This is a genomic window from Acinetobacter sp. 826659 (genome assembly GCF_000588515.1).
Classification (GTDB): Bacteria; Pseudomonadota; Gammaproteobacteria; order Pseudomonadales; family Moraxellaceae; genus Acinetobacter; species Acinetobacter pittii.
The window spans coordinates 878,709-900,415 of record NZ_JFYD01000001.1; the positions used below are offsets into that span (position 1 = coordinate 878,709).

The 21,707-nt window shown below is 39.9% G+C and carries 20 protein-coding genes; 6 read left to right on the top strand and 14 right to left on the bottom strand.

Going from position 1 to position 21,707, the window contains the following annotated elements; all coding sequences use genetic code 11:
• Positions 1–177: 177 nt before the first annotated feature.
• Positions 178–1,065, bottom strand: coding sequence for a site-specific tyrosine recombinase/integron integrase (xerA, locus tag J663_RS04100; protein ID WP_080973505.1), 888 nt, complete (start codon positions 1,063–1,065; stop codon positions 178–180).
• A 165-nt stretch (positions 1,066–1,230) separates the two neighbouring features.
• On the opposite strand from xerA, the gene J663_RS04105 reads away from it, so the two are divergent.
• Entirely contained in the window at positions 1,231–1,854 is a 624-nt protein-coding gene (locus J663_RS04105) for a LysE family translocator (protein ID WP_033847920.1), read from the top strand.
• A gap of 45 nt (positions 1,855–1,899) precedes the next feature.
• On the opposite strand, the gene J663_RS04110 is transcribed toward J663_RS04105, so the two are convergent.
• The 6 genes from J663_RS04110 to J663_RS04135 all read right to left on the bottom strand — a co-directional run bounded on the left by J663_RS04110 (position 1,900) and on the right by J663_RS04135 (position 8,314).
• The gene (locus tag J663_RS04110; protein WP_024433499.1) at positions 1,900–2,505 is read right to left on the bottom strand and encodes an alpha/beta fold hydrolase; all 606 of its coding nucleotides are present in this window, start codon (positions 2,503–2,505) and stop codon (positions 1,900–1,902) included.
• Positions 2,506–2,598: 93 nt separating this feature from the next.
• Positions 2,599–3,444: a diaminopimelate epimerase gene (gene dapF, locus J663_RS04115; RefSeq protein ID WP_002118553.1), complete on the bottom strand. Its 846-nt coding sequence runs from the start codon at positions 3,442–3,444 to the stop codon at positions 2,599–2,601.
• A 5-nt stretch (positions 3,445–3,449) separates the two neighbouring features.
• Positions 3,450–4,700 (bottom strand): diaminopimelate decarboxylase, encoded by a 1,251-nt coding sequence (gene lysA, locus J663_RS04120; protein WP_005067709.1) that lies wholly within the window; start codon positions 4,698–4,700, stop codon positions 3,450–3,452.
• A gap of 22 nt (positions 4,701–4,722) precedes the next feature.
• A complete protein-coding gene (gene lptM / locus J663_RS04125; RefSeq protein ID WP_002118887.1) occupies positions 4,723–4,944 on the bottom strand; it encodes an LPS translocon maturation chaperone LptM in 222 nt (73 codons plus the stop codon).
• A gap of 140 nt (positions 4,945–5,084) precedes the next feature.
• Positions 5,085–6,491: an amino acid permease gene (locus J663_RS04130; protein ID WP_031944988.1), complete on the bottom strand. Its 1,407-nt coding sequence runs from the start codon at positions 6,489–6,491 to the stop codon at positions 5,085–5,087.
• A gap of 299 nt (positions 6,492–6,790) precedes the next feature.
• A complete protein-coding gene (locus J663_RS04135) occupies positions 6,791–8,314 on the bottom strand; it encodes an alanine/glycine:cation symporter family protein (protein WP_032036024.1) in 1,524 nt (507 codons plus the stop codon).
• 344 nt (positions 8,315–8,658) lie between these two features.
• On the opposite strand from J663_RS04135, the gene radA reads away from it, so the two are divergent.
• A complete protein-coding gene (gene radA, locus J663_RS04140) occupies positions 8,659–10,047 on the top strand; it encodes a DNA repair protein RadA (protein ID WP_005073053.1) in 1,389 nt (462 codons plus the stop codon).
• Positions 10,048–10,129: 82 nt separating this feature from the next.
• On the top strand, positions 10,130–11,101 hold the full coding sequence (locus J663_RS04145) for a Tim44 domain-containing protein (RefSeq protein ID WP_033847923.1): 972 nt from the start codon (positions 10,130–10,132) through the stop codon (positions 11,099–11,101).
• Between the two features lie 56 nt (positions 11,102–11,157).
• Here the strand turns inward: J663_RS04145 and epmA are convergent, their stop codons facing one another.
• The 5 genes from epmA to J663_RS04170 form a co-directional block, all read right to left on the bottom strand.
• Complete coding sequence (gene epmA / locus J663_RS04150) at positions 11,158–12,132, bottom strand: EF-P lysine aminoacylase EpmA (protein WP_032036026.1); 975 nt, start codon at positions 12,130–12,132, stop codon at positions 11,158–11,160.
• Positions 12,129–13,196 (bottom strand): 4-phosphoerythronate dehydrogenase, encoded by a 1,068-nt coding sequence (locus tag J663_RS04155; protein WP_033847925.1) that lies wholly within the window; start codon positions 13,194–13,196, stop codon positions 12,129–12,131. The genes epmA and J663_RS04155 overlap by 4 nt, the downstream gene beginning before the upstream one ends.
• Before the next feature lie 106 nt (positions 13,197–13,302).
• On the bottom strand, positions 13,303–13,695 hold the full coding sequence (locus J663_RS04160; RefSeq protein ID WP_033847928.1) for a YkvA family protein: 393 nt from the start codon (positions 13,693–13,695) through the stop codon (positions 13,303–13,305).
• 119 nt (positions 13,696–13,814) lie between these two features.
• Complete coding sequence (gene fdhD, locus J663_RS04165; protein WP_033847932.1) at positions 13,815–14,606, bottom strand: formate dehydrogenase accessory sulfurtransferase FdhD; 792 nt, start codon at positions 14,604–14,606, stop codon at positions 13,815–13,817.
• Positions 14,607–14,684: 78 nt separating this feature from the next.
• Positions 14,685–17,093 (bottom strand): FdhF/YdeP family oxidoreductase, encoded by a 2,409-nt coding sequence (locus tag J663_RS04170; RefSeq protein WP_033847933.1) that lies wholly within the window; start codon positions 17,091–17,093, stop codon positions 14,685–14,687.
• A gap of 400 nt (positions 17,094–17,493) precedes the next feature.
• Between J663_RS04170 and J663_RS04175 the strand changes: the two genes are divergently transcribed.
• The gene (locus J663_RS04175) at positions 17,494–18,651 is read left to right on the top strand and encodes a glycerate kinase (protein ID WP_033847934.1); all 1,158 of its coding nucleotides are present in this window, start codon (positions 17,494–17,496) and stop codon (positions 18,649–18,651) included.
• Here the strand turns inward: J663_RS04175 and J663_RS04180 are convergent.
• Positions 18,648–19,214 carry a TetR/AcrR family transcriptional regulator gene (locus J663_RS04180; protein ID WP_033847936.1) on the bottom strand — a complete coding sequence of 189 codons (567 nt, stop codon included), beginning with the start codon at positions 19,212–19,214 and terminating at the stop codon, positions 18,648–18,650. The two genes, J663_RS04175 and J663_RS04180, sit on opposite strands and share 4 nt — an antisense overlap.
• A gap of 122 nt (positions 19,215–19,336) precedes the next feature.
• On the opposite strand from J663_RS04180, the gene J663_RS04185 reads away from it, so the two are divergent.
• Together J663_RS04185 and J663_RS04190 are read left to right on the top strand one after the other, a co-directional pair.
• Entirely contained in the window at positions 19,337–20,119 is a 783-nt protein-coding gene (locus tag J663_RS04185; protein ID WP_033847938.1) for an SDR family NAD(P)-dependent oxidoreductase, read from the top strand.
• A 37-nt stretch (positions 20,120–20,156) separates the two neighbouring features.
• The gene (locus J663_RS04190) at positions 20,157–20,762 is read left to right on the top strand and encodes a nitroreductase family protein (protein ID WP_033847941.1); all 606 of its coding nucleotides are present in this window, start codon (positions 20,157–20,159) and stop codon (positions 20,760–20,762) included.
• 100 nt (positions 20,763–20,862) lie between these two features.
• On the opposite strand, the gene J663_RS04195 is transcribed toward J663_RS04190, so the two are convergent.
• Complete coding sequence (locus J663_RS04195; RefSeq protein ID WP_033847943.1) at positions 20,863–21,417, bottom strand: TetR/AcrR family transcriptional regulator; 555 nt, start codon at positions 21,415–21,417, stop codon at positions 20,863–20,865.
• Positions 21,418–21,707 lie beyond the last annotated feature (290 nt).

The window sequence follows — 21,707 nt, forward strand, 5'->3', positions numbered from 1 at the left end:
CTTAAATTTGAGGTTTTTTAGACCCAGTCGTCCACAAAATACCCAAAGATCAAAATGGTCAATTTGGCTGTTTTGACTATTTCTCTTAAACAAATTTGTAAAAAAATACAAATGATCTCTACATTCACCTAAAACTTCTCAATTTAATTATCTATTTATTGAGTCTATTTTTAAATTTTAGTTTTTATGAGCCCTTGGATGAGCTTGATCATATACTTGTGCTAAATGATCAAAATCAATATGCGTATAAATTTGTGTCGTAGATAAATTACTATGGCCTAGCATTTCTTGTACTGAACGCAAATCACCGCTACTCGATAGCATATGGCTAGCAAAACAATGTCTGAGTAAATGCGGATGTAAATCGACATTTACACCTGCCCTTTGTGCTTGAAGCTTCACACGTTTTTCAATTTGCCTTGGAGTGAGCGCCCCTCCTCGTAAGGAAATAAAGACAGAATCATTTTGATCAAAATGTCCTTTCCAAATTTTGTAAACTTTCAACCAGTTCAATAGGCTTTCTTTTGCTTTTTTCCCAAATGGTACTATACGTGTTTTATTTCCTTTACCTGTAATACGAACAAGTTGGCGATTAAAATCTACATCTTTAACAGTTAATCCCTGCAATTCAGCCAGACGTAAACCACTTGAGTAAAGTAACTCGAGCATCGCTTTGTCTCTTAACCAAAGCTGCTGATCAATTGGTTTTTCAGGCATAGGTTGATCTAAAATTTGATTAACTGTTTCTATGTCGATCATGCCTGGTAAAGGTCTAGGTTGGCGTTTTAACTTAAAATCGTCAGTAGGATTAATTTCTAGATATTTGCCTTGTTCAGCCCACTTCATAAACTGGCGAATTGAAGTGAGATGGCGTTGCATACTACTTGAACTTAACTGGTCCTGTTCGACACGCTGCGCTAAGTACTCTCTTAAATCTGAAGCTTCAATATTTCTCAAATCTAGTTGTTTGTGCTCGCAGAACTCAAGAAAGCTTTTAACATCTCGTTCATAAGCAGTAATCGTGTGCTCAGATTGATTCTGTATTTTTCTTTCTTTTAACCACATTGAGAGCAGTTGTAATGCAAAATCCAAATTGCTCTCCATTTATTTGCTCATTTTTTTGAGTGTATCAAAAACTATGTGATCATGAAAATTTGATACCGCACAACCTAATACTGATCTAATTTATATATTACAATTTAAACCAAGTATTCATTGGACCTTGCTGCCATGACCACCATACTTATCCCTTATTTAATTGCCATTACATTACTTACACTTACCCCGGGTTTAGATACGACTTTAATTATTCGTACAGCAACACTTGAAGGTAAATCGAAAGCGTTTCAAGCCGCTGTAGGCATTTGTCTTGGTTGTATTGTATGGGGAATTGTGGTTGCCTGTGGTCTAGGTGCTTTGCTCATGGCATCTGATCTCGCTTTTAATATTCTAAAATGGATGGGAGCAGCTTATCTAGCATGGTTAGGTTTAAATATGATTTTAAAACCACGTAGCCAACTTGCAGATATTCAAGAGAATAGTTCAAATACCTCTCCTTCACAAAATTGGTTTATTAAAGGCTTTTTGGGTAATTTACTTAATCCCAAAGTTGGTATTTTTTATATTTCATTTCTTCCACAGTTTATTCCACCACAAGCATCGGCCGTTACTTGGGTGATGGGACTGGTAATGATTCATGTGGTGATTGGAATATTATGGTCAACTTTATTAATTTTAGCTATGCAGCCACTGTCACGTTATCTTAAGCAACCCAAATTTGTGAAATATATGGACCGAATTACAGGCAGTATTTTTGTGTTATTTGCTTTGAAATTAGCTTTGAGTAAAAGATAAATTTAAAAAAAAGCGTGCTAACACATAGCACGCTTTTTAAAAGACTTACCTCATCTTTTTTAAATAATCTTTAATTTGTGTGGCCACTTCATCAGCATGTTTTTCTGCCAACTGATGATCTCCACCTTTAACAATATGCAGCCTTGAATTTTTAAATATCTGATTTAAGTATGTTCCCACTTCAACTGGACTCACTGGATCGTTATCACCCCAGATTAATAAGATTTCGACATTTATGTCTGACAGAAACTCTTCATAGTTGGCATTCGTCGTAATAAACCAATCTGGATATTTTAAAAATGCTTGGCGATATGCTTCACGCCAGTCTTGCACATTAAATCGCTTAAGGTTAATTCCACCAGAAGTTGCAATCAAAACCAGCCCTTTCACCAGTTGAGGTTTTTGTAACGCTGCGGCAACGGCAAAAATCCCACCCATTGATTGAGCAATAATTACAGACTCATCATGAATTTGATCGACCACATAATTTGTTAGGTCTTCAAAACTCTTCACTTCAAGGGATTCTGGTGTATCGCCAAAACCGGGGTAACCAATAATTTTTGTACGATACTGCTGAGGTAATTTTTCAATTAAGGGATGCCAAAATGTCGTACTGCCTGATGCACCGGGTAAGAAAATTAAATTATTCATATTTTTATAAAGTTATAAAATTATTCTACATATAAAAGAAAGTCTCTTTTATCATTTTAGATAATAAAAGAGACTTCTATTTTGGTAATGCGATTAGCCTTGGAAATAACGTAAATCCAAACGCCCATCATATACATGAGTTGTTGGACCAGTCATCCAAACCACATCGCCTTCTTGCCATTCAATTTGTAACTTACCGCCAGCAAGTTCAACTTCAACTGAGTTCGCAAGTAAGCCACGGCGCATACCACTTACCGCAGCCGCACAAGCTCCTGTACCACAAGCTAATGTTTCACCAACACCACGTTCAAATACACGTAAACGCACATGTTTTTCATCAATTACTTGCATAAAGCCAGCATTAACACGTTCAGGGAAACGTTTATGTGACTCGACTTGTGGACCAATGCCAGCAACATCTGCAGTTAATACATCTGGAACAATCGTTACGGCGTGAGGATTGCCCATATTGACCACATCAATATTAATGTTCTGGTCGTTAGCTAACTCAAGTGTATATAAAGCTTCTGGTTGTTCTGCAATGAATGGAATTTCATTCGGCAAGAACTTCGGGTACCCCATATTGACGCGAACCCAACCATTTTGTCCCAATTCAGGTTTTACAATACCTGCTTTGGTTTGGACAGTAATACTTGTTTTGGTCGTTAAATGGCGCTCATGTACAAAACGAGCAAAACAGCGTACACCATTACCACATTGTTCAACTTCAGAACCATCAGCATTAAAAATACGATATTTAAAATCTGCTTCCGGTAAATCTGGTGGTTCAACAATTAAAAGCTGATCAAAACCAATACCGAAATGACGATCGGCTAAGCGTTGAATTGTTTCTGTATCCAAATAGGCACGTTGGCTGATTAGATCAACCACCATAAAGTCGTTACCTAGGCCATGCATTTTAGTAAATTCTAACAACATTTCATTTACTCCTCAGGCAACAAGCGTTCATTTTCCCACAGAGATTCAACCGTTTCACGCTCACGAATCAAATGGGCTTTATCGCCTGACACCATCACTTCTGCGGCACGTCCGCGCGTATTGTAATTTGAACTCATTACAAAACCATAAGCGCCAGCGCCAAGAACAGCTAACAAGTCATTTTCTTTTAAAGCCAATGAACGATCTTTACCAATGAAATCACCCGTCTCACAGATTGCACCCACAAGATCCCAAGTTTTTTCTTCAGTATCTGAACTTGGCACTACAGGTTGGATATCCATCCACGCTTCATATAAAGCAGGGCGAATTAAATCATTCATTGCTGCATCAATAATGGCAAAGTTACGGTGGCTCGTTGGCTTGAGCAAATCAACTTTGGTTAAAAGCACACCTGCATTTGCACTAATGCTACGACCCGGTTCCATATAAACCTTGAGACCTAACTTTTCTAAAGCAGGTTTCATTGAGTTGGCATATTCTTCAACACTTGGCGGCGTTTCATCTTTATAACAAACACCCAAACCACCACCGATATCGATGTGTTTAAGAGTAATACCAAGTTTTTTTAGTTCTTCGATCATCAACATGACACGATCTAAAGCATCAACAAACGGTTTAGTCTCGGTCAATTGCGAACCGATGTGGCAGTCAATTCCAATAATTTCAAGGTTTGGTAAAGATGCAGCATATTGATAAGTTTCATAAACGGTATCACTTGGAATACCAAATTTATTTTCTTTTAAACCTGTTGAAATATAAGGATGAGTTTTTGCATCTACGTCTGGATTTACACGTAAAGAAATTGGCGCTTTTTTGCCTAGACGTGCTGCAACTTTTTGAAGACGGTCTAGTTCTGCATAAGACTCAACGTTAAAGCAAGCAATACCTACATTTAACGATGTTTCGATATCGGCTTCAGTTTTACCTAACCCAGAAAAAACAACTTTAGATGCATCTCCACCCGCTTTTAAAACGCGTGCAAGTTCACCACCTGATACGATATCAAAACCAGCACCAAGTTTTGCCAACACATTAAGAACAGCTATATTTGAGTTAGATTTCACCGCAAAACAGATTTGATGATCAATAAAATCAAAAGCACGGTCCATATCTAAGTAATGTTTTTCAAAAGCTGCTTTTGAATAAACATACAAAGGGGTGCCAAATTGCTGCGCAAGCTGCTCCATAGAACATTGCTCTGCATGCAATACTCCATTAATGCGAGTGAAACTCATGAATGTGTCCTTATTTCAAAGCTTAAGGTGAAGTTGTTTGGGTTGGGGCTGATGATTCAACTGGCTGTTCAGCCTGCTCATCCTGTTGAACAACTTGTTTCTGTTCTTTATTACGATAGAGCAAGTATTTCGCACGTTTGTCATAATTCGGATCAGAAGGTAGCTGTAATGCTCCTGACTGACCACAAGCGCTAAGCAAAATACTGCTGCTCAATAAACTGATGAGGCAAATGACACGACGCATCTGAGCACCTGATTTAAACAATTCGATGCAGTATACCGTGATCATGCAAGCGGCTAAAGAGTAAACTTAAAGAGAAAAACAATATGCATAAAAAACGCCAGCTTTTCAGCCAGCGTTTGATCATAAGCAAATAAATTTAATTACTTTTTATGACGTGGTTTATAGAAGAAGAAATAACCAATGATCAAGATAACAAACCAAATTGGGCTGACTTTAAGCGCTTTGAACGTATCTGGTTCTAAAGACAGCACATAAATCATGCCAATAAAGAAAATAATCGTGACCCAACATGTAAATAGACCACCCGGTAATTTAAATGTTGATTTTGCATGTAGCTCAGGACGCGTAGTGTAGTAACGGATATAACTCCAGATAATGAGTAACCACACGCAAATGAACAGAATCGTTGAAAGCGTCGTTGCAAGTGTAAATGCCTCAACTGTATTTGGAACAAAATACTGTAATGCCGCACCTAACAATAAACACGCAGCAGAGAAATACAATGCATTTGCCGGTACCGCACGTCTGTTCAATTTACCAAAAGCTTTTGGACCCTGATCTTCACGAGATAAACCGAATAACATACGGCTTGTTGAGAAGACACCACTGTTCATTGATGACATCACTGATGACAATACCACCAAGTTCATCAGGATGGCTGCTGCTGCCACACCTGCTTGACTAAACAAGTTCACAAATGGACTGATGGCTGGATCAATTTTATTCCAAGGTGTTACAGACATCACGATCAACAATGCCAATACGTAGAAAATAATGATACGGATTGGAATTGAGTTAATTGCTTTTGGTAAGTTACGTGCTGGGTCTTTGGTTTCCGCAGCCGTTGTTCCCACAAGTTCTACACCAACAAAAGCAAAGATTGCAATCTGGAAGCCTGCCAAGAAACCATGTACACCTGTTGGGAAGAAGCCACCGTTAGCCCAGAGATGAGTAAATGATGCAACTTCACCTGTACTTGAGGTAAAGCCTGTAAAGATCATCCATAGGCCAACAGCAATTAATATAATAATCGCAAGAATCTTAATGAGCGCAAACCAGAACTCTAACTCACCAAACAAGCGAACTGTTAACAGGTTTAAACCCATAATAAATACAATCGCGGCAACACTGATCATCGCCCCTTCAACAGGCGAGAAAGGTAGACCATTATTGAAGAACTGTAAGTAATAGATAATTGCAGAAAGGTCAGCGATACCAATCGTGATCCAACATAACCAGTATGTCCACCCTACAAAATAACCTGCCCATGGACCGATTAAATCTGTTGTGAAGTCAATAAATGATTTATAGGCAAGGTTTGAAAGAAGTAATTCGCCAAGCGCACGCATGACAAAAAACACCATCACACCAATAATCAAATAAATGAATAAGATCGACGGACCAGCAAGGCTAATTGTTTTGCCTGATCCCATAAATAATCCGGTACCAATTGCACCACCAATCGCGATTAGTTGTAAATGCCGATTGGAGAGGCTTCGATGGAGCTCACCTTGTTCATGAGGCTCGCTCAGATTTTGATTCGACATTTTATAAATACACTCCAGTAATTTTTTTAGTCCGTTAGCTAAATTCAAATCAAAAAGACGATATCGCACCATTTGCAGGTATCTTTTAAATGTATATTTTTTGACAACTTTTCAGCTAACCAATTTTGTCTGTATTGCTGATGATTCCAAGCTACATACAATTAAATCCGATAATACGCACAAGCCCCTAGCAATACAACGCACTTTTTTGGAACATCCAGTTTCTCATTTAATGATCAATCTCATATGAAAAAAGGTGGTCAATATGACCACCTTTTTAGCTATTTGGTTGTTAAACTCTAGCTTCCTGTTTTCTTAACTTGCGCATTCAGTTCTTGGTTTTTCTTCAAGCGCTCTTCCCAGAATGTCGCATTTTTAATTCCTAATTTAATAGGGTCAAATGTGTACTCTTTTACTCCCGCTTTTTGTTGTTCTTCGTAATCTTTTAATGCCTTAATCGTTGGTTTATAAATAAAGTACGTTACAACAATACCAATAATATTAATCCATGCCATTAAGCCGACACCAATATCACCAATACCCCAGATATAGCCTGTGGCACTCAGTAAACCATAACCTACAGCAAGAATGATTGAACATTTCACAATGAACAATAATGACGGTGATTTTGTAATGTAGCTCAAATAAGCAAGGTTTGTTTCTGCAATATAGTAATAAGCTACGATAGTGGTGAAAGCAAAGAAGAATACGGCTAAAGCAACAAAGATCTGACCAAAATTACCAAAAATAGTACTCACCGCCATTTGTGTAAATGCAGGAGAACCAATTTCAGTCGAGGCAGGAACATTTTGAACAATGAATTGACCTGCTTCTAAAGCCCCCTGAACATTATATTGACTTGTCATTAAAATCATAAATGCAGTAGCAGAACAAACAATTATACTATCAAAGTGAATTGAAAAAGATTGGACCAAACCTTGTTGAGCTGGATGTTGAACTTCTGCTGCCGCTGCTGCGTGTGGTCCTGTTCCTTGGCCTGCCTCATTGGCATACACACCACGTTTTCCCCCCCAACCGATTGCAGCACCAAGACCTGCCATTGGCGTAAATGCATCTGTAAAAATCAGGCTTAATACTTTTGGAAGATCTGAGATGTTAACCACAACAATGATAACAGCCATGAGGAAATAACCAATTGCCATAAAAGGTACAACCAGTTCAGCAAACTGAGCAATTCGTTTAATCCCCCCGAAGATGAGGATAGCCAGCAAACCAATCACGACGACCAAAGCAACGAGTTTATAGACACCAACATCACCAAAAACAATTGCGCCTTCACCTGTAATCTGTGTAAATGCCTTACCTACTGCATTTGCTTGAATACCTGGTAAAAACAAACCACAAGCGACAATTGCTGCAATAGCAAATACAATTCCTAACCAACGCTGACCTAGTCCTCTATCAAAATAAAATGCTGGGCCACCGCGATATTGTCCTTGATACTCAACTTTATAAAGCTGACCAAGTGTCGATTCTACATAAGCTGTACCAGCACCAAAGAATGCAACCATCCACATCCAAAAAACTGCACCGGGTCCACCAAAGCCAATTGCTGCTGCAACACCCGCAATGTTACCTACACCAATACGACCTGCTAAAGATACTGATAATGCCTGAAAAGATGAAACGCCCTGCTCTGAAGAAGTACCTTTTATTAAAAGTCTAGCCATTTCCTTAATTTGGCGGACCTGAACAAATCTTGTCAAAATAGAAAAGAATAAACCAACGCCTAAACATAAATAGATAAGCGCCTTACTCCATATAATACTATTTACCCAATCAACAATTTCTGCTGCACTCATAGATATCAACCTTTTGTATTTCTAAAAATACAATACTCATATTATTTTGTTCGTTTTCACTTCAGCAATATCCATGCCATATCTATAATAAACAGCTAGATACATACTCCAGTAAAAACACCTTCCTTGGGGAATAGATTAGATTTTTTATATCCATTGAAAACAAACTTTATCTGACTTGTAAAAATCCAATATCGTGTTATTTTTGATGTCTTTCCCTTATTAGTTCCTTAGAAGATCCCTTCAAATTTCCTCATTATCTTTTATGAAAATTTCAGGATACACAAATGAAGAACTTCCTAAGAACTATATTTATATAATATCGAGCAAAATTTCAATTTTTTATGAGTAAAGTCAAAACTGTTTACCGTTGCGAGCAATGTGGTGCCGATCATCTTAAATGGGCTGGTCAATGCTCAGAGTGTGGTGAATGGAATTCTCTGACTGAAGTTAAACTTGAGCCAACCACAGCTCACCGTGCACGTCCTAAAATTGGGGGCTATGCGGGTCAAGTTGCTAATATTACTACGCTAAATAAAGTCTCTGTTTCTCATGAAACCCGTTTACCTACAGGCATTAGCGAATTTGACCGAGTGCTTGGTGGTGGTTTGGTGACAGGTTCTGTTGTATTAATTGGTGGTGACCCCGGTATTGGTAAATCAACCATTCTTTTGCAAACCGCAACGCACATGGCAAGCGCAAAAAGCTCTGCACTTTATATTACGGGTGAAGAATCTTTATCTCAGGTGGCGCTTCGTGCGCAACGTCTTGATCTGCCAACTGACCAATTAAAAGTCATGGCTGAAACCTGTGTAGAACGCATTTGTGAGGTTTTAGAACAAGAAAAACCTGTAGTCGCTATTCTAGATTCGATTCAAACACTTTATACAGAAACTCTCCAATCTGCTCCGGGTGGTGTTTCACAAATTCGTGAATCTGCTGCTTTATTAACCCGTTATGCAAAAAATAGTGGCACAGCGCTATTCATTGTTGGCCATGTGACCAAAGAAGGTGCACTGGCAGGTCCGCGTGTTTTAGAGCATATGGTGGACTGCGTACTTTACTTTGAAGGTCAATCGGATTCTCGCTATCGCATGATTCGTGCTGTTAAAAACCGTTTTGGTGCAGTGAATGAACTTGGCGTATTTGGCATGACTGATAAAGGCTTACGTGAAGTGGCCAATCCTTCCGCTATTTTCTTAAGTCGATATGATGAAGCGATTCCCGGTTCAATTGTCATGATTAGCCGTGAAGGAACTCGCCCTCTTTTGGTCGAAGTACAAGCTTTAGTTGATGATGCTCAAGGACAACCACGACGTGTTGCACTTGGTCTTGAACAAAACCGTTTGAACATGTTGCTTGCTGTAATGCATCGTCATGGTGGCGTGCAAACCACTGGACAAGATGTATACGTCAACATTGTAGGTGGCTTAAAAATTACCGAGACAGGTTCTGATTTAGCTGTTTTACTTGCATGTGCTTCAAGTTTACGTACCAAAGCCTTGCCCCAACAACTTGCAGTTTTTGGTGAAGTTGGTCTTTCTGGTGAAATTCGCCCTGTCCCTAACGGTCAGGAGCGCTTAAAAGAAGCAGCAAAACATGGCTTTAAATATGTCATTTTACCAAGAGGGAACGCCCCTCAAAAGGCAATTCCGGGCGTACAAGTTATTGCCGTTGCTCGATTGCATGAAGCATTGACAGAAGCTATGCAACTCAGTGATGAATTGACATAAAAAAACATACTTTTATAGTTGAAATTTAGAGTAAAAGCCTGCATAAATACTATTACAAATTAACTTTAAACAGGAATTTCCTATGGAAGTACACCAGCGTGGCTTGATTACCGGTATTTTAATGGCTGGTTTAGCAATTTCTCCTCTTGCTGAAGCTAAACGTGCAGGTGGTGGTAAAAGCCACGGTATGGCACGTTCTACTACTTCAAGCCAGTCTTATCAACAACCTCGTCAAGTGACTCCAGTTCAACAAACCACTACAGCGCCTCAGAAATCTGGGCCAGGCGTTGGTTCAATGGTTGCAGCTGGTGTGGCTGGGGCTGCCGTAGGTGCTGTTGCAGCAAATGCTTTAGCTGATGACAAACCGACATCAACTGAACAGCAAGCCACTCAGGCTCAAGCTCAAGAAGAGAAAAAAGGTGGAATCCCAGGTTGGATCTGGGTATTGCTTGCCGCAGCTCTTGCTTTCTTTGTATTCCGTAAATTGGGATCAAAAAAAAAATTAGCAGGTAACAACCCTTACGCACCAAATAGTAACGGTCAAAACCCATTTGGCCGTTCTGCTGCACCACAAGCAGCTCCACGTAATGCTGGCGATAATACAAATATCTTTGGTCAATCTGTGGGTGGCGGTGCAGCAACGCAAGCGCCTTTTGGTGGTGTAACTACGAACAATGGCAATCAACTTCCAGATGGAAGTGAACCAGCTGCGTTCTTACGTATTGCACGTCAACGTTTTAATCATATCCAATCGATGAATACTGCAAGTAACATTGAAGAAATTCGCCGTTACTTAACACCAGAACTTTATAGTTCTATGTATAACGATATCATGGAAAACCAAGATCAAGACGTTGCTGAATTTAGCAACTTGAATGCGATGGTTGTAGACAGTGCAACTGAAAATGGTCAATACGTAGTAAGCGTACGTTTCACTGGTACAGTAAGTGAAGATCTAAACAGCTTGCCACAACCGTTTACCGAAATCTGGCACTTTGTTAAACCTGCTGGCTCTCAGCAAGACTGGGTTGTTGCAGGTATTCAACAAGCTTAAGCTAAATAAATCCTAAATAAAAAAGCCACAATATTGTGGCTTTTTTATTTGTCAGCTTAAGCAATTTCTGCTGGAAAGGTCACCACTTTTTCAATTTTGACCTGATCCATTGCAACCATGAGTAAACGGTCTACACCTAAAGCAATTCCTGAGCATTCCGGCATATGAGGCAATGCTGCTAACAAATGCTCATCTAAAGGCATAACATGAAGCCCTTGCTTAGCCCGCTCTGCATTATCTGCTTCAAAGCGTGAACGTAACACGTCTGCATCAAGCAATTCATCGTAGGCATTGGCTAGCTCTAAGCCTTCAATATAAACCTCGAAACGCGCCGCAACTTCTTCCCCGTCGTCATCTACTTTCACTTTTGCCAAAGATGCCATTTCTGGTGGAAAGTCAGTTAAAAAAACTGGAGCATCAAATCCTAAACTAGGTTCAACAAAATGAGAAAACAACAAATCCATGTAAGCTAGACGATCATCGCCCAAGTCGAGGTTTAACCCCACACGATTTGCGGTATCTTTGAGTTGCTTCAAAGTTGCTTGCAACGGGTTGATATCAAGTCGATCTTGAAAGGCATGTTTATAACTTAAAATAAACGGACGAACTTCACCAAAACGATGCTGCAAACAGGTTTGCAATAAATCGGCTGTTTCATGCATTAACGCTTTTAAGTCTAGACCGGGGCGATACCATTCAAGCATGGTAAATTCACTGTTGTGTTTACGCCCGTGTTCATCATCACGGAACACCTTACAGATTTGATAAATCGGCCCACTACCGCTCGCCAATAAACGCTTCATGGCAAACTCTGGTGAAGTCTGTAAATATTGAGTTTGCAATTTGCCGTTAATATGACGCAAAGCCTGAACTGAAGCTAAATGCACATCGGTGACCCCTGCCTGTGAAACGATCGGTGTTTCGACTTCCATGACACCACGTTCAGCAAAAAACTGACGAATTTGGGTATAGAGCTTGGCACGAGCTTTTAAGGCATCAATTGAACAAGTAGGTTGATAGCTTAAACTCATGCCTGTGGTCCCCCATGTGCTGCCCATTCACGGCGCAGCGGATAATTTTTACGTAATAAATCAAATGCTTTTTGCTCTACTTTGCCGTCTTTAATACAAGCACGGATGTTGGCATCATCTTGAGCAATATCATAAATCTGAGCTAACTTTTGCTTTAACACAGCTTTTAAATCATGTCCTGAAAAATAGTCTTCGCATGCAGGTAGTTGAGTTTCAAACCGCTTATTAATGTCGTATCCAAATTTTTGGCAAAACGCTTCATAAATCATTTGTGTACCGCGGGCTTTTCCTTCAAGGCTATAACCAGCAATATGCGGTGTTGCTAAAGCCAACATGTCTATGAGTTCTTCTGATATGACTGGTTCATGCTCAAATACATCAAGCACCACTTTACGCTGGGTACGTTGAATGTCTTCCATTAAAGCGGCTTCTTTCACGACTGGACCACGTGCACTATTAATTAAAATTGTGTCAGGTTGAAGCGCTGCGAAAGCTTTTTCATCAAACAAATGATATGTAGGATGTTCACCGTTTTTGGTCAGCGGCACATGAATTGAAATTGCGTTGGCTTGTTGCAACAAAGTTTCTAAGCTTACATTTTCAATTGTGTCTAGTTTCACATATGGGTCAAAGCCAATTACATTCCAACCAAGTAACTGAGCCATATAGACCAAACGCTTACCGACGTTGCCAAGGCCAACAATACCTAGGGTAAATTTTTCTTGTTGTTCTAAAAGGTTTGCATCTAAATGAAGTAAAGCAGTAATGACATATTCAGCAACCGCTTGGGCATTACAACCAGCCGCATTTGCCCATGTAATTCCTTGTTTTTCTAACGCCGCAATATCTAAATGATCGGTCCCGATTGTGGCACTGCCCACATATTTTAATACTGTGTTTTCAATTAAACTTGCGTTAACTGCAGTAACCGAACGAACCAATAAAGCTTCAGCATCTTTTACATCTGCATGGGTTAAAGTACGCCCTGCTTTGTGTTGAATATCGCCAAATTCTGAAAAAAAGTAATCGGTAAATGCCAAGTTTTCATCTGCGACGATTTTCATTGTCTGCAACTCATAGCTTATAAAAACGTTATTATCCTTTGAGTTGTAGCAAAGCACAATGTTAATGCCTTTAAATTCACGATTCTAAACTTTGACGGTTTGCAAATTACAAGCCACCACCAAAGTAGAAATAGGCCATCAAGGCCAGTGTGATCCAAACTAGAATAATCAACACAGCAACCAAATAATTTTGAGGCCGACGCTCCTGTTGATCTAGCCATTCTTCAGCTTGTTGTTCCGCATCTAAAATGACTTGTTGAGGTGTAAAACGAACAGCTAACCAAATGAGCATCGGTAGAATGATGGCCTCATCTAAAAGGCCTAAAATAGGAATAAAATCTGGAATTAAATCGATTGGACTAAAGGCATAAGCCACAGCCACCACAGCAATAACTCTTGGGAACCATGGCATTTGAGGATGCTTTGATGCAAACCAAAGCATAATAATCTGTTTTTTTAGACGTTTTGCCCATTCTTTTAGTGATTGTAACCAAGACATTTGGACAGACTCTGAACCTTTAGAGTTTTATAATAATCCATAAAACCTATCCTTAGCTTAAAAGCCAAAGAAATGTTAGATGAGCTTCATTTTAGGTCCATCATCTTGAACAATATATTTTAAATTTCTGTATATAAAACAAATCTGTCTCCCCTACAAAAACTTGCCAAAGTCAGGCCAGATTGCTTGGCTAATTGAATGGCCATGCTGGTAGGTGCTGAAATTGACGCCAATAGGCTGATGTTCAGCTGAGCACATTTTCGTATAAGTTCATAACTTGCCCGACTGGTCATCACCACAAAACCTAAACTGGTGTCGTAGTTTTCTTGCGCTAAATAACCGAGTAATTTGTCTAGGGCATTATGGCGGCCAACATCTTCAAATAAAGCGACGATGTGCCCATCAACCACCCATGCTGCCGCATGTGCGCCACCCGTTAAAGCGGTAATTTCTTGTTGGGCTTTTAAATGGGAAATAGCACTCGGAATTTGCTCAAGCCATATTTTTGATGCATGCGTTGTAATTTTAGGAACGTCTAACTGAAACTGCTCTAAACTCTCAATTCCACACAAACCACACCCTGTACGACCGACCATCATACGGCGATGTTCCTTTAAGGCAGCAAATGCTCTCGATGAAATAGTCATTTCTACCGTAATGCCCAGTTCATTTTGATGTACATCAAGTGCATATAGCTCTTTTAAGCTGGTTAAAATGCCTTCTGAGAGACTAAAACCTTTGGCAAATAATTCGACATCTGTTGGTGTCGCCATCATCACCGCATGCGAAATGTCGTTATACACCAAGGCAATTGGGTACTCTTGCACAATATGATCTAAAACATTTTCAGAGTCGTTTTTGTTAAACCGCTGTACTGGTAATGTTTCAACCCCATAGGAATGTGGTGTCAAAATTATTTCCTTTATTTCAAAATGGCGCTTGTTTAGAGCGCCATTTGTTTGGATGATATTTTTTAATATTGCCTTTGATTAAAGGTTGCTTACTTTCTTATCGGCATCTTCAGGGGCTACTGCCGTTGCCAAGTTAAAATGCTCTGGCGCATTTCCGGGATGCAAAATCACAGGAACACTTTTTGAAGCAGGAATCTTGGCATATTTATCATGACTGCTTAATGCCACCAAAGGATTAGTTTCCGGATAGTAAGCGGCTAAACTGCCTCGCGGAATGTTGTACGGCACAATACGGAAACTATGCACGATACGTTTCACACCGTCTGAAAAAACACTTTCAATATCGACCCACTGGTTTGCTTCAAAACCAGCTTCATCAATATCAGCTTGGTTCATAAACAACACACGGCGCTGACCGAACACCCCACGGTAACGGTCATCTAGACCATATAGAGTAGTGTTGTATTGGTCATGAGAACGCGTGGTCATTAAGGTATAAACCTTACTGTCGGTATATGCCGCAGCGTACTGATTTTCCTTATCGGCATACACCTCACTCAGCGGTGTAATCATAAACTGCGCTTTACCACTTTTTGTATTCCAGATGTGCTGATTGGCTGGATGCTCTAGATGAAAACCGCCCGGTTTATAGACGCGTAAATTAAAGTCATGGAACTCATCAAATACATCGGCAATAGAGTCACGAATACGGTCATAGCTTTCGATATACCATTTCCATTTAATCTGACTGTCTGGAAGCACTGCTTCAGCCATTCGGGCGACAATATCTGGTTCAGACAAAATATTGTCAGAAATTGGAGCGTTACGCCCTGCTGACAAATGGATATTACTCATCGAATCTTCGACTGAAATTGCCTGTGGGCCATGAAGCTGCTCATCAATTTCGGTACGCCCTAAACATGGCAAAATAAGTGCATCTTTACCACACACCAAATGGCTACGGTTTAACTTGGTTGCGACATGAACGGTTAAATTACACTTTCTAAGTGCTTCTTGGGTATACGGTGTATCTGGCGTTGCAACTGCAAAGTTCCCACCCAAACCAATAAAGACTTTGACCTCGCCTTCGGCCATGGCTTTAATGGTTTCAACGACACCATGCCCATTTTTTCTCGGTGATTTAATACCGAACACACGGTCAATGTTGTCGAGTAATTTAGGGCTAGGCAGTTCATTAATACCCATGGTTCGGTCGCCTTGCACGTTACTGTGTCCACGAACTGGACATAGCCCTGCACCAGGCCTACCAATTTGACCACGCGCCAACAATAAATTTGCCAGCATATGTACGTTAGCTGTGCCGTGGCGGTGTTGCGTAATACCCATTCCCCAACAAAAAATTGAACGCTCTGAATCTAAAAAGAGTTTGGCAAGTTTTTCTAAATGTTCAGGCGATAACCCTGAGTGTCTATAAATATCTGCCCATTCAGTTCTTTCAACCTCAGCAATCATCTCATCAAAACCAACGGTATTCACCGCGATAAAGTTTCGGTCAAAAACACTCGGTTTACCTGAGGCAAGTGCTTTTTTATCCCACTCATTTAAGTGCTTTAACATCCCTAACATGAGTGCATAGTCGCCCCCAATTTTAGGTTGGAAATAATAACGACTAATTGGCGTACTGCCGTTGGTCATCATTTCAAGCGGTGCTTGCGGGTCTTGGAAACGCTCAAGACCTCGCTCTTTAATTGGGTTAATCGCAATAATGTTGCCGCCACGTTTAGATACTTCACGCAAAGTACCTAACATACGTGGATGGTTGGTGCCGGGGTTATGACCAAAACTAAAAATAGCATCGGCTAGATCAAAGTCGTCTAGAGTGACTGTGCCTTTTCCTAAACCAATCGAGTCGAGCAAGCCGACACTTGTGGTTTCATGGCACATGTTCGAACAGTCTGGAAAATTATTTGTACCAAAGCTTCGCACAAACAATTGATATAAAAATGCTGCTTCATTACTGGCACGGCCAGAGGTATAAAATGCCGCTTGGTCTGGGTTGTCTAGCGCATGTAAATGTTGAGCAATGAGTTTAAATGCATCGTCCCATGAAATAGGCACATATTTATCGGTTGCAGCATCGTAGCGAACAGGGTCGGTTAAACGGCCCAAGTCTTCTAGAAAAAAGTCACTTTGCTCTGACAGCCAACTGACGGTATGACCTGCGAAATATTCAGGGGTTACTGTTTTACTGGTTGCTTCAAAGGCAACTGCTTTTGCACCATTTTCACAGAAGTTAAATGCGTGAGCATCTTTCTTTTCTGGCCATGCACAGCCGGGACAGTCAAACCCTGTAGGCTGGTTAATGTTGAGTAAGGTAATTGAACCTTTACCTAAAATATCTTGTCGCTTTAAGTTTCGAGCAACACTTAACAGTGCGCCCCACCCGCCAGCAGGATGAGTATATGGCTCAATTCGCGCAAAACCGTTATTTTCCTGTATGTGCTTTTGTTCTTCTGAATTATCCACTTTGTCATCCTCTTAATTCTTCTTAGGCATTCAACAGATCCAATAAAACCACAAATTTAATTATGCTTATATTAAGAATCGCTGCTGTCTAGCTTGGGGGTAGAGTCCGCTTGGTATGTTATTCACCATATTTTAAAAAGCTGGCTCAACTGTTCTTATAATATGTGCCATATTTTTTACAATTACAATCATTCAAGCCAACCACGCTATTTATAGAAAAATATATAAAACAATGAGTTAAAAAGATAGAAACTCCGCCTTTTACAGATCAAAACATTATTAGTTTTCATTCTGAACAGAAGAGAAACTCTTTAAAATTGATGCTTACATGTCTTTATGTATGGTTTTTTTGGATTAAGCAGTATAAAACAATTAAAAATCTATCCACATTAGAGCACTTATGAAGGTTGTGATCGCTCCTGACTCCTTTAAAGACAGCTTATCTGCTTTAAACGTAGCTCAGGCCATTGCCCAAGGATGGCAAGAAGTTTTTCCTCATGCAGAAACGATTTTATGCCCTATGGCCGATGGCGGCGAAGGAACCATTGAAGCTGTTTTAGAAGTCTGCGAGGGGCAATGGCGTGAAAAAACTGTAGTCGGGCCATTAGGTCAGCCTGTTCAGGCCAAATGGGGATGGTTAGAAAAACAAAAAATCGCCATCATTGAAATGGCTCAAGCGAGCGGCATACAGTTAATCCCACCGTCAGAACGTGATGCTTGCCACAGCACAACATTTGGAACAGGCCAGCTCATTCTGAATGCTTTAGACGCAGGCGCAAAAGACATTATTTTAACTGTGGGTGGTAGTGCTACTAATGATGGCGGCACAGGATTACTGAGTGCTTTAGGTGCTGTTTTGCTCGATGCCAACCAAAAGGTTTTACCCGCAGGTGGTCTCGCTCTAAGCAATCTATCACACATTGATTTAACATATTTCGACCCACGTATTCAGCAGACGAGGTTTTTACTGGCAGCCGATGTGACCAATCCGCTTTGCGGTCCAAACGGTGCATCTCATATTTTTGGCCCACAAAAAGGGGCTTCCCCTACTCAAGTAAAGTCACTCGATGCAGCCCTTGCCCATTTTGCCGATGTCTCGGTACAACTTTTAGGTTTCGACAAACGAGATGAAGCTGGTTCTGGTGCTGCTGGTGGTTTGGGCTTTGCAGCCAAAAGTTATTTAGATGCAGACTTTAAAGCTGGAGTCAAAGTCGTGGCTGAACTGAATCAGCTTGAGCATAAAATTTCTGACGCAGATTGGGTCATTACCGGTGAAGGTAAATTTGACCAACAAACCTTAAGCGGTAAAACCGTTTTCGGGGTAAGCCAAATTGCCAAAGCCCACAATGTTCCTGTCGTTGTGATTGCAGGAACTTTAGGCCAAGGCTATCAAGCGCTTTATGAGCATGGCGTTACGGCTGCTTTCTCATTAGCAAACGGTCCCATCACATTAGAACAAGCCTGTGAACATGCAGCAGAACTCATTTATGAGCGAACAGTGGATATTGCGAGATTAATTCAGCTTAGCCAAACCAGTTTGAGAGATAAAAAAGTTTAACCGCCTAACTTTAAAAGACTCTCTTTACAGCTTTCCAATATTTCATCGCTAAGCACAGATTGGTCTGGACATGCGCGAGACAAGGCAATTGCCCCTACAGACTGAGCAAGAATATTAATGGCTTGCTTTCTTAACTCTGGTGTTTCCAAAGAAACTTGTTTTGCTCGTTCATTTATAATGAACTGGATAAGTTGCTCAATGCCCTCTTCAAATTCGACTTTTACTTCGTCTGGCTGTCTTGCGGCATCACAAGATAGCGCTGTTAAGGTGCAGCCCAAATCTCGATTGTCTCGATGAATACGAGACACATAAAGCTGAATAAATTGAGTTAAGTTTAAGCCTTCTATTCTTTTTAAAACCTGCTCAAGCCCATGTTTAACAGTAATTGAGACAAGGTCTGTTTTCGAACTGAAATGTTTATAAAACCCACCATGAGTAAAGCCTGCGCTAGACATTAATTCAGCAATGCCGACACCGTCGTAGCCTTTGTTACGAAACAGTTGAGTCGCCTTTTCGACAATTTTTTCTCGGTTTTCTTTTACCTGAGTTTTACTGACTTTCATGTTGGCCTACCCACTTTTACTCACCCTACTCGTCATAATTATACATTGATTATGATTGACATCAAAACTTGCATATTTTAGATTATAGTCATAATCTAAAAATTAAAGCGTGGAGACATCACATGTCAGCTCAATCAAAAGTACTTATTACAGGAGCTTCGTCAGGAATTGGTTCTGTCTATGCAGACCGATTTGCTCAACGTGGCCATAACTTAATCTTGGTTGCACGAGACACAAACCGCCTAGATAAAATCTCAAAAGATCTTCAAGAAAAATACGGCGTACAAGTTGAGTTCATTAAAGCCGATCTATCAAACGATCAAGACATTAGTAAAATTGAAGATGTACTCAAAAACGATGCTGATATTGAAATTTTGGTAAATAATGCTGGCATTGCACTAAACGGAACCTTTTTAACCCAAGATATTAAAGATATTGAAAAACTCATTACTTTAAATATGACTACGGTTGTTCGTTTGTCTCATGCAATTTCACAATCACTTATACATAAAGGTAGCGGTGCTATCATTAATTTAGGCTCTGTGCTTGGCTTAGCGCCTGAATTAGGTTCTACCATTTATGGCGCAAGTAAATCCTTCATCCAATTTTTTAGCCAAGGCTTACATTTAGAATTAAAAGATCATGGTGTACATGTTCAAGCCGTATTGCCTTCGGCAACTAAAACCGAAATTTGGGAGCGTTCAGGCATTGACTTAAGCCAAGTCCCACCATTAATGGATGTCAATGATTTGGTCGATGCGGCTCTGATTGGTTTTGACCGCAAAGAAACGATTACAATTCCTGTGCTGAAAGACGAAAATCAATGGAATAATTTTGAAAAATCACGTATCACATTACTACCAAACTTTTCTTCGGCTGATGTAGCCCAACGTTATAAAAACTAACGAGTACCGCTACCCAACTCTTAAGTAGGAAAATCTTATGAATGTTATTGATGCCATCCGTAACCGCCGCGCAGTTAAACGCTTCGACCCTGCTTTTCAACTCTCTGACGATAACAAAAAGCAGTTATTACAAGAAGTTTTAGCAAATGCGCCAAGCGCTTTTAACTTACAACATTGGCGTCCAGTCATCATTGAAGATACTGAGTTAAGACAAAAAATTCGCACCATTGCTTGGGATCAACCACAAGTTACAGAGTCATCTTTACTGATTGTGTTGTGTGCAAAAGTAAATACATGGGAAGTTGATGCTAAGCGTGTATGGGATGGCGCGACTCCAGAAGTTCAAAATATTATGGTTGGCGCAATTGACCAATATTACCGTGACCGTCCACAAACCCAGCGTGACGAAGTTATGCGTAGTGCAGGTATTTTTGCTCAAACTTTAATGTTACTTGCTCAAGAGCATGGTTTAGACAGTTGCCCTATGGATGGTTTTGACTTTGACGCGATGGCGAAGCTCATTAACTTACCTGAAGACCATGTGGTGTGTTTAATGATTGCTGTTGGTAAGTCGGCTTCCGAGCCGTACCCACGCGTGGGCAAACTTCCTTACGACGATGTCATTATTCAAAATACATTCTAAGTTTTTAGTCAGATTTTAGGCTTTCATACTATTTGTTCTTTTTTTATAAATAGATGGAAGCCTTTAATTTGGCATGCATTTTAAATGCGGACTTTGAATCCTATTTAAACTGCTTCAAAAAACATTCTAATATCATCTCTCTATCCCCTACCTGACCCGAGCTTAAAAGCTGAATAATGGTTCCTTCAATCATATATAAAAATAATTTGGCGTCCTGAAAAGAAGCATCTTTTTTTAGTTTTATTAACTGACTATAGATTTCATTAAGCAACCATGTTCTATATCTCATTGCGGTTATATAGGCTTTTGGATAGGTCAGTTTGATTTCAAAAATTGCTTTAAATAATAGATAGTAAAGCCCCTCCAAATCGATGTGTAAGACATAAAGTTTCTTAAGTTTATCCACCACACTTGTTTGACTGGTGTACTCAACCATTGAAACTACTTTTTCTTTTAAACGTTCTTTTTGCACGATCATGCAGATTTCAATGAACCGTTCTTTAGAGTGAAAGTAATGATAAAAAGTCGCTTTTGGAATTTGAGACTCTTTCACAATTCTGTCGACTCCAACCGTATGAAATCCGTGATGGTGAAACAGATCAATCGACTTATTAATGACTTGTATTGCACGCGTTGAGAGAACTAAATTTGGCATAGTTTTACCGTTATAAATTCTTGTTGTTTCTAAATGAGATACTTTTTTGGGAGAAAAAAGGCACAGCAAAGCCCGTAAGACTGTGCTCGGCACATCTCAAGTTTTATTGTTGATTAATTTTTAAGACGAAAAAATTTAAAACCTGAAAACCTTACGGCGATCAAACTGCTTTAAACGTTTAAGCTGTGTCGTTATAGCTTTTGGCAAGGGCTGCCAAGAAATAATGGATGTGCAAAGCCAACTCCTTTTTATTGGGAGTTCTGCCAGACATTAAAATTATGGTGGCAGAA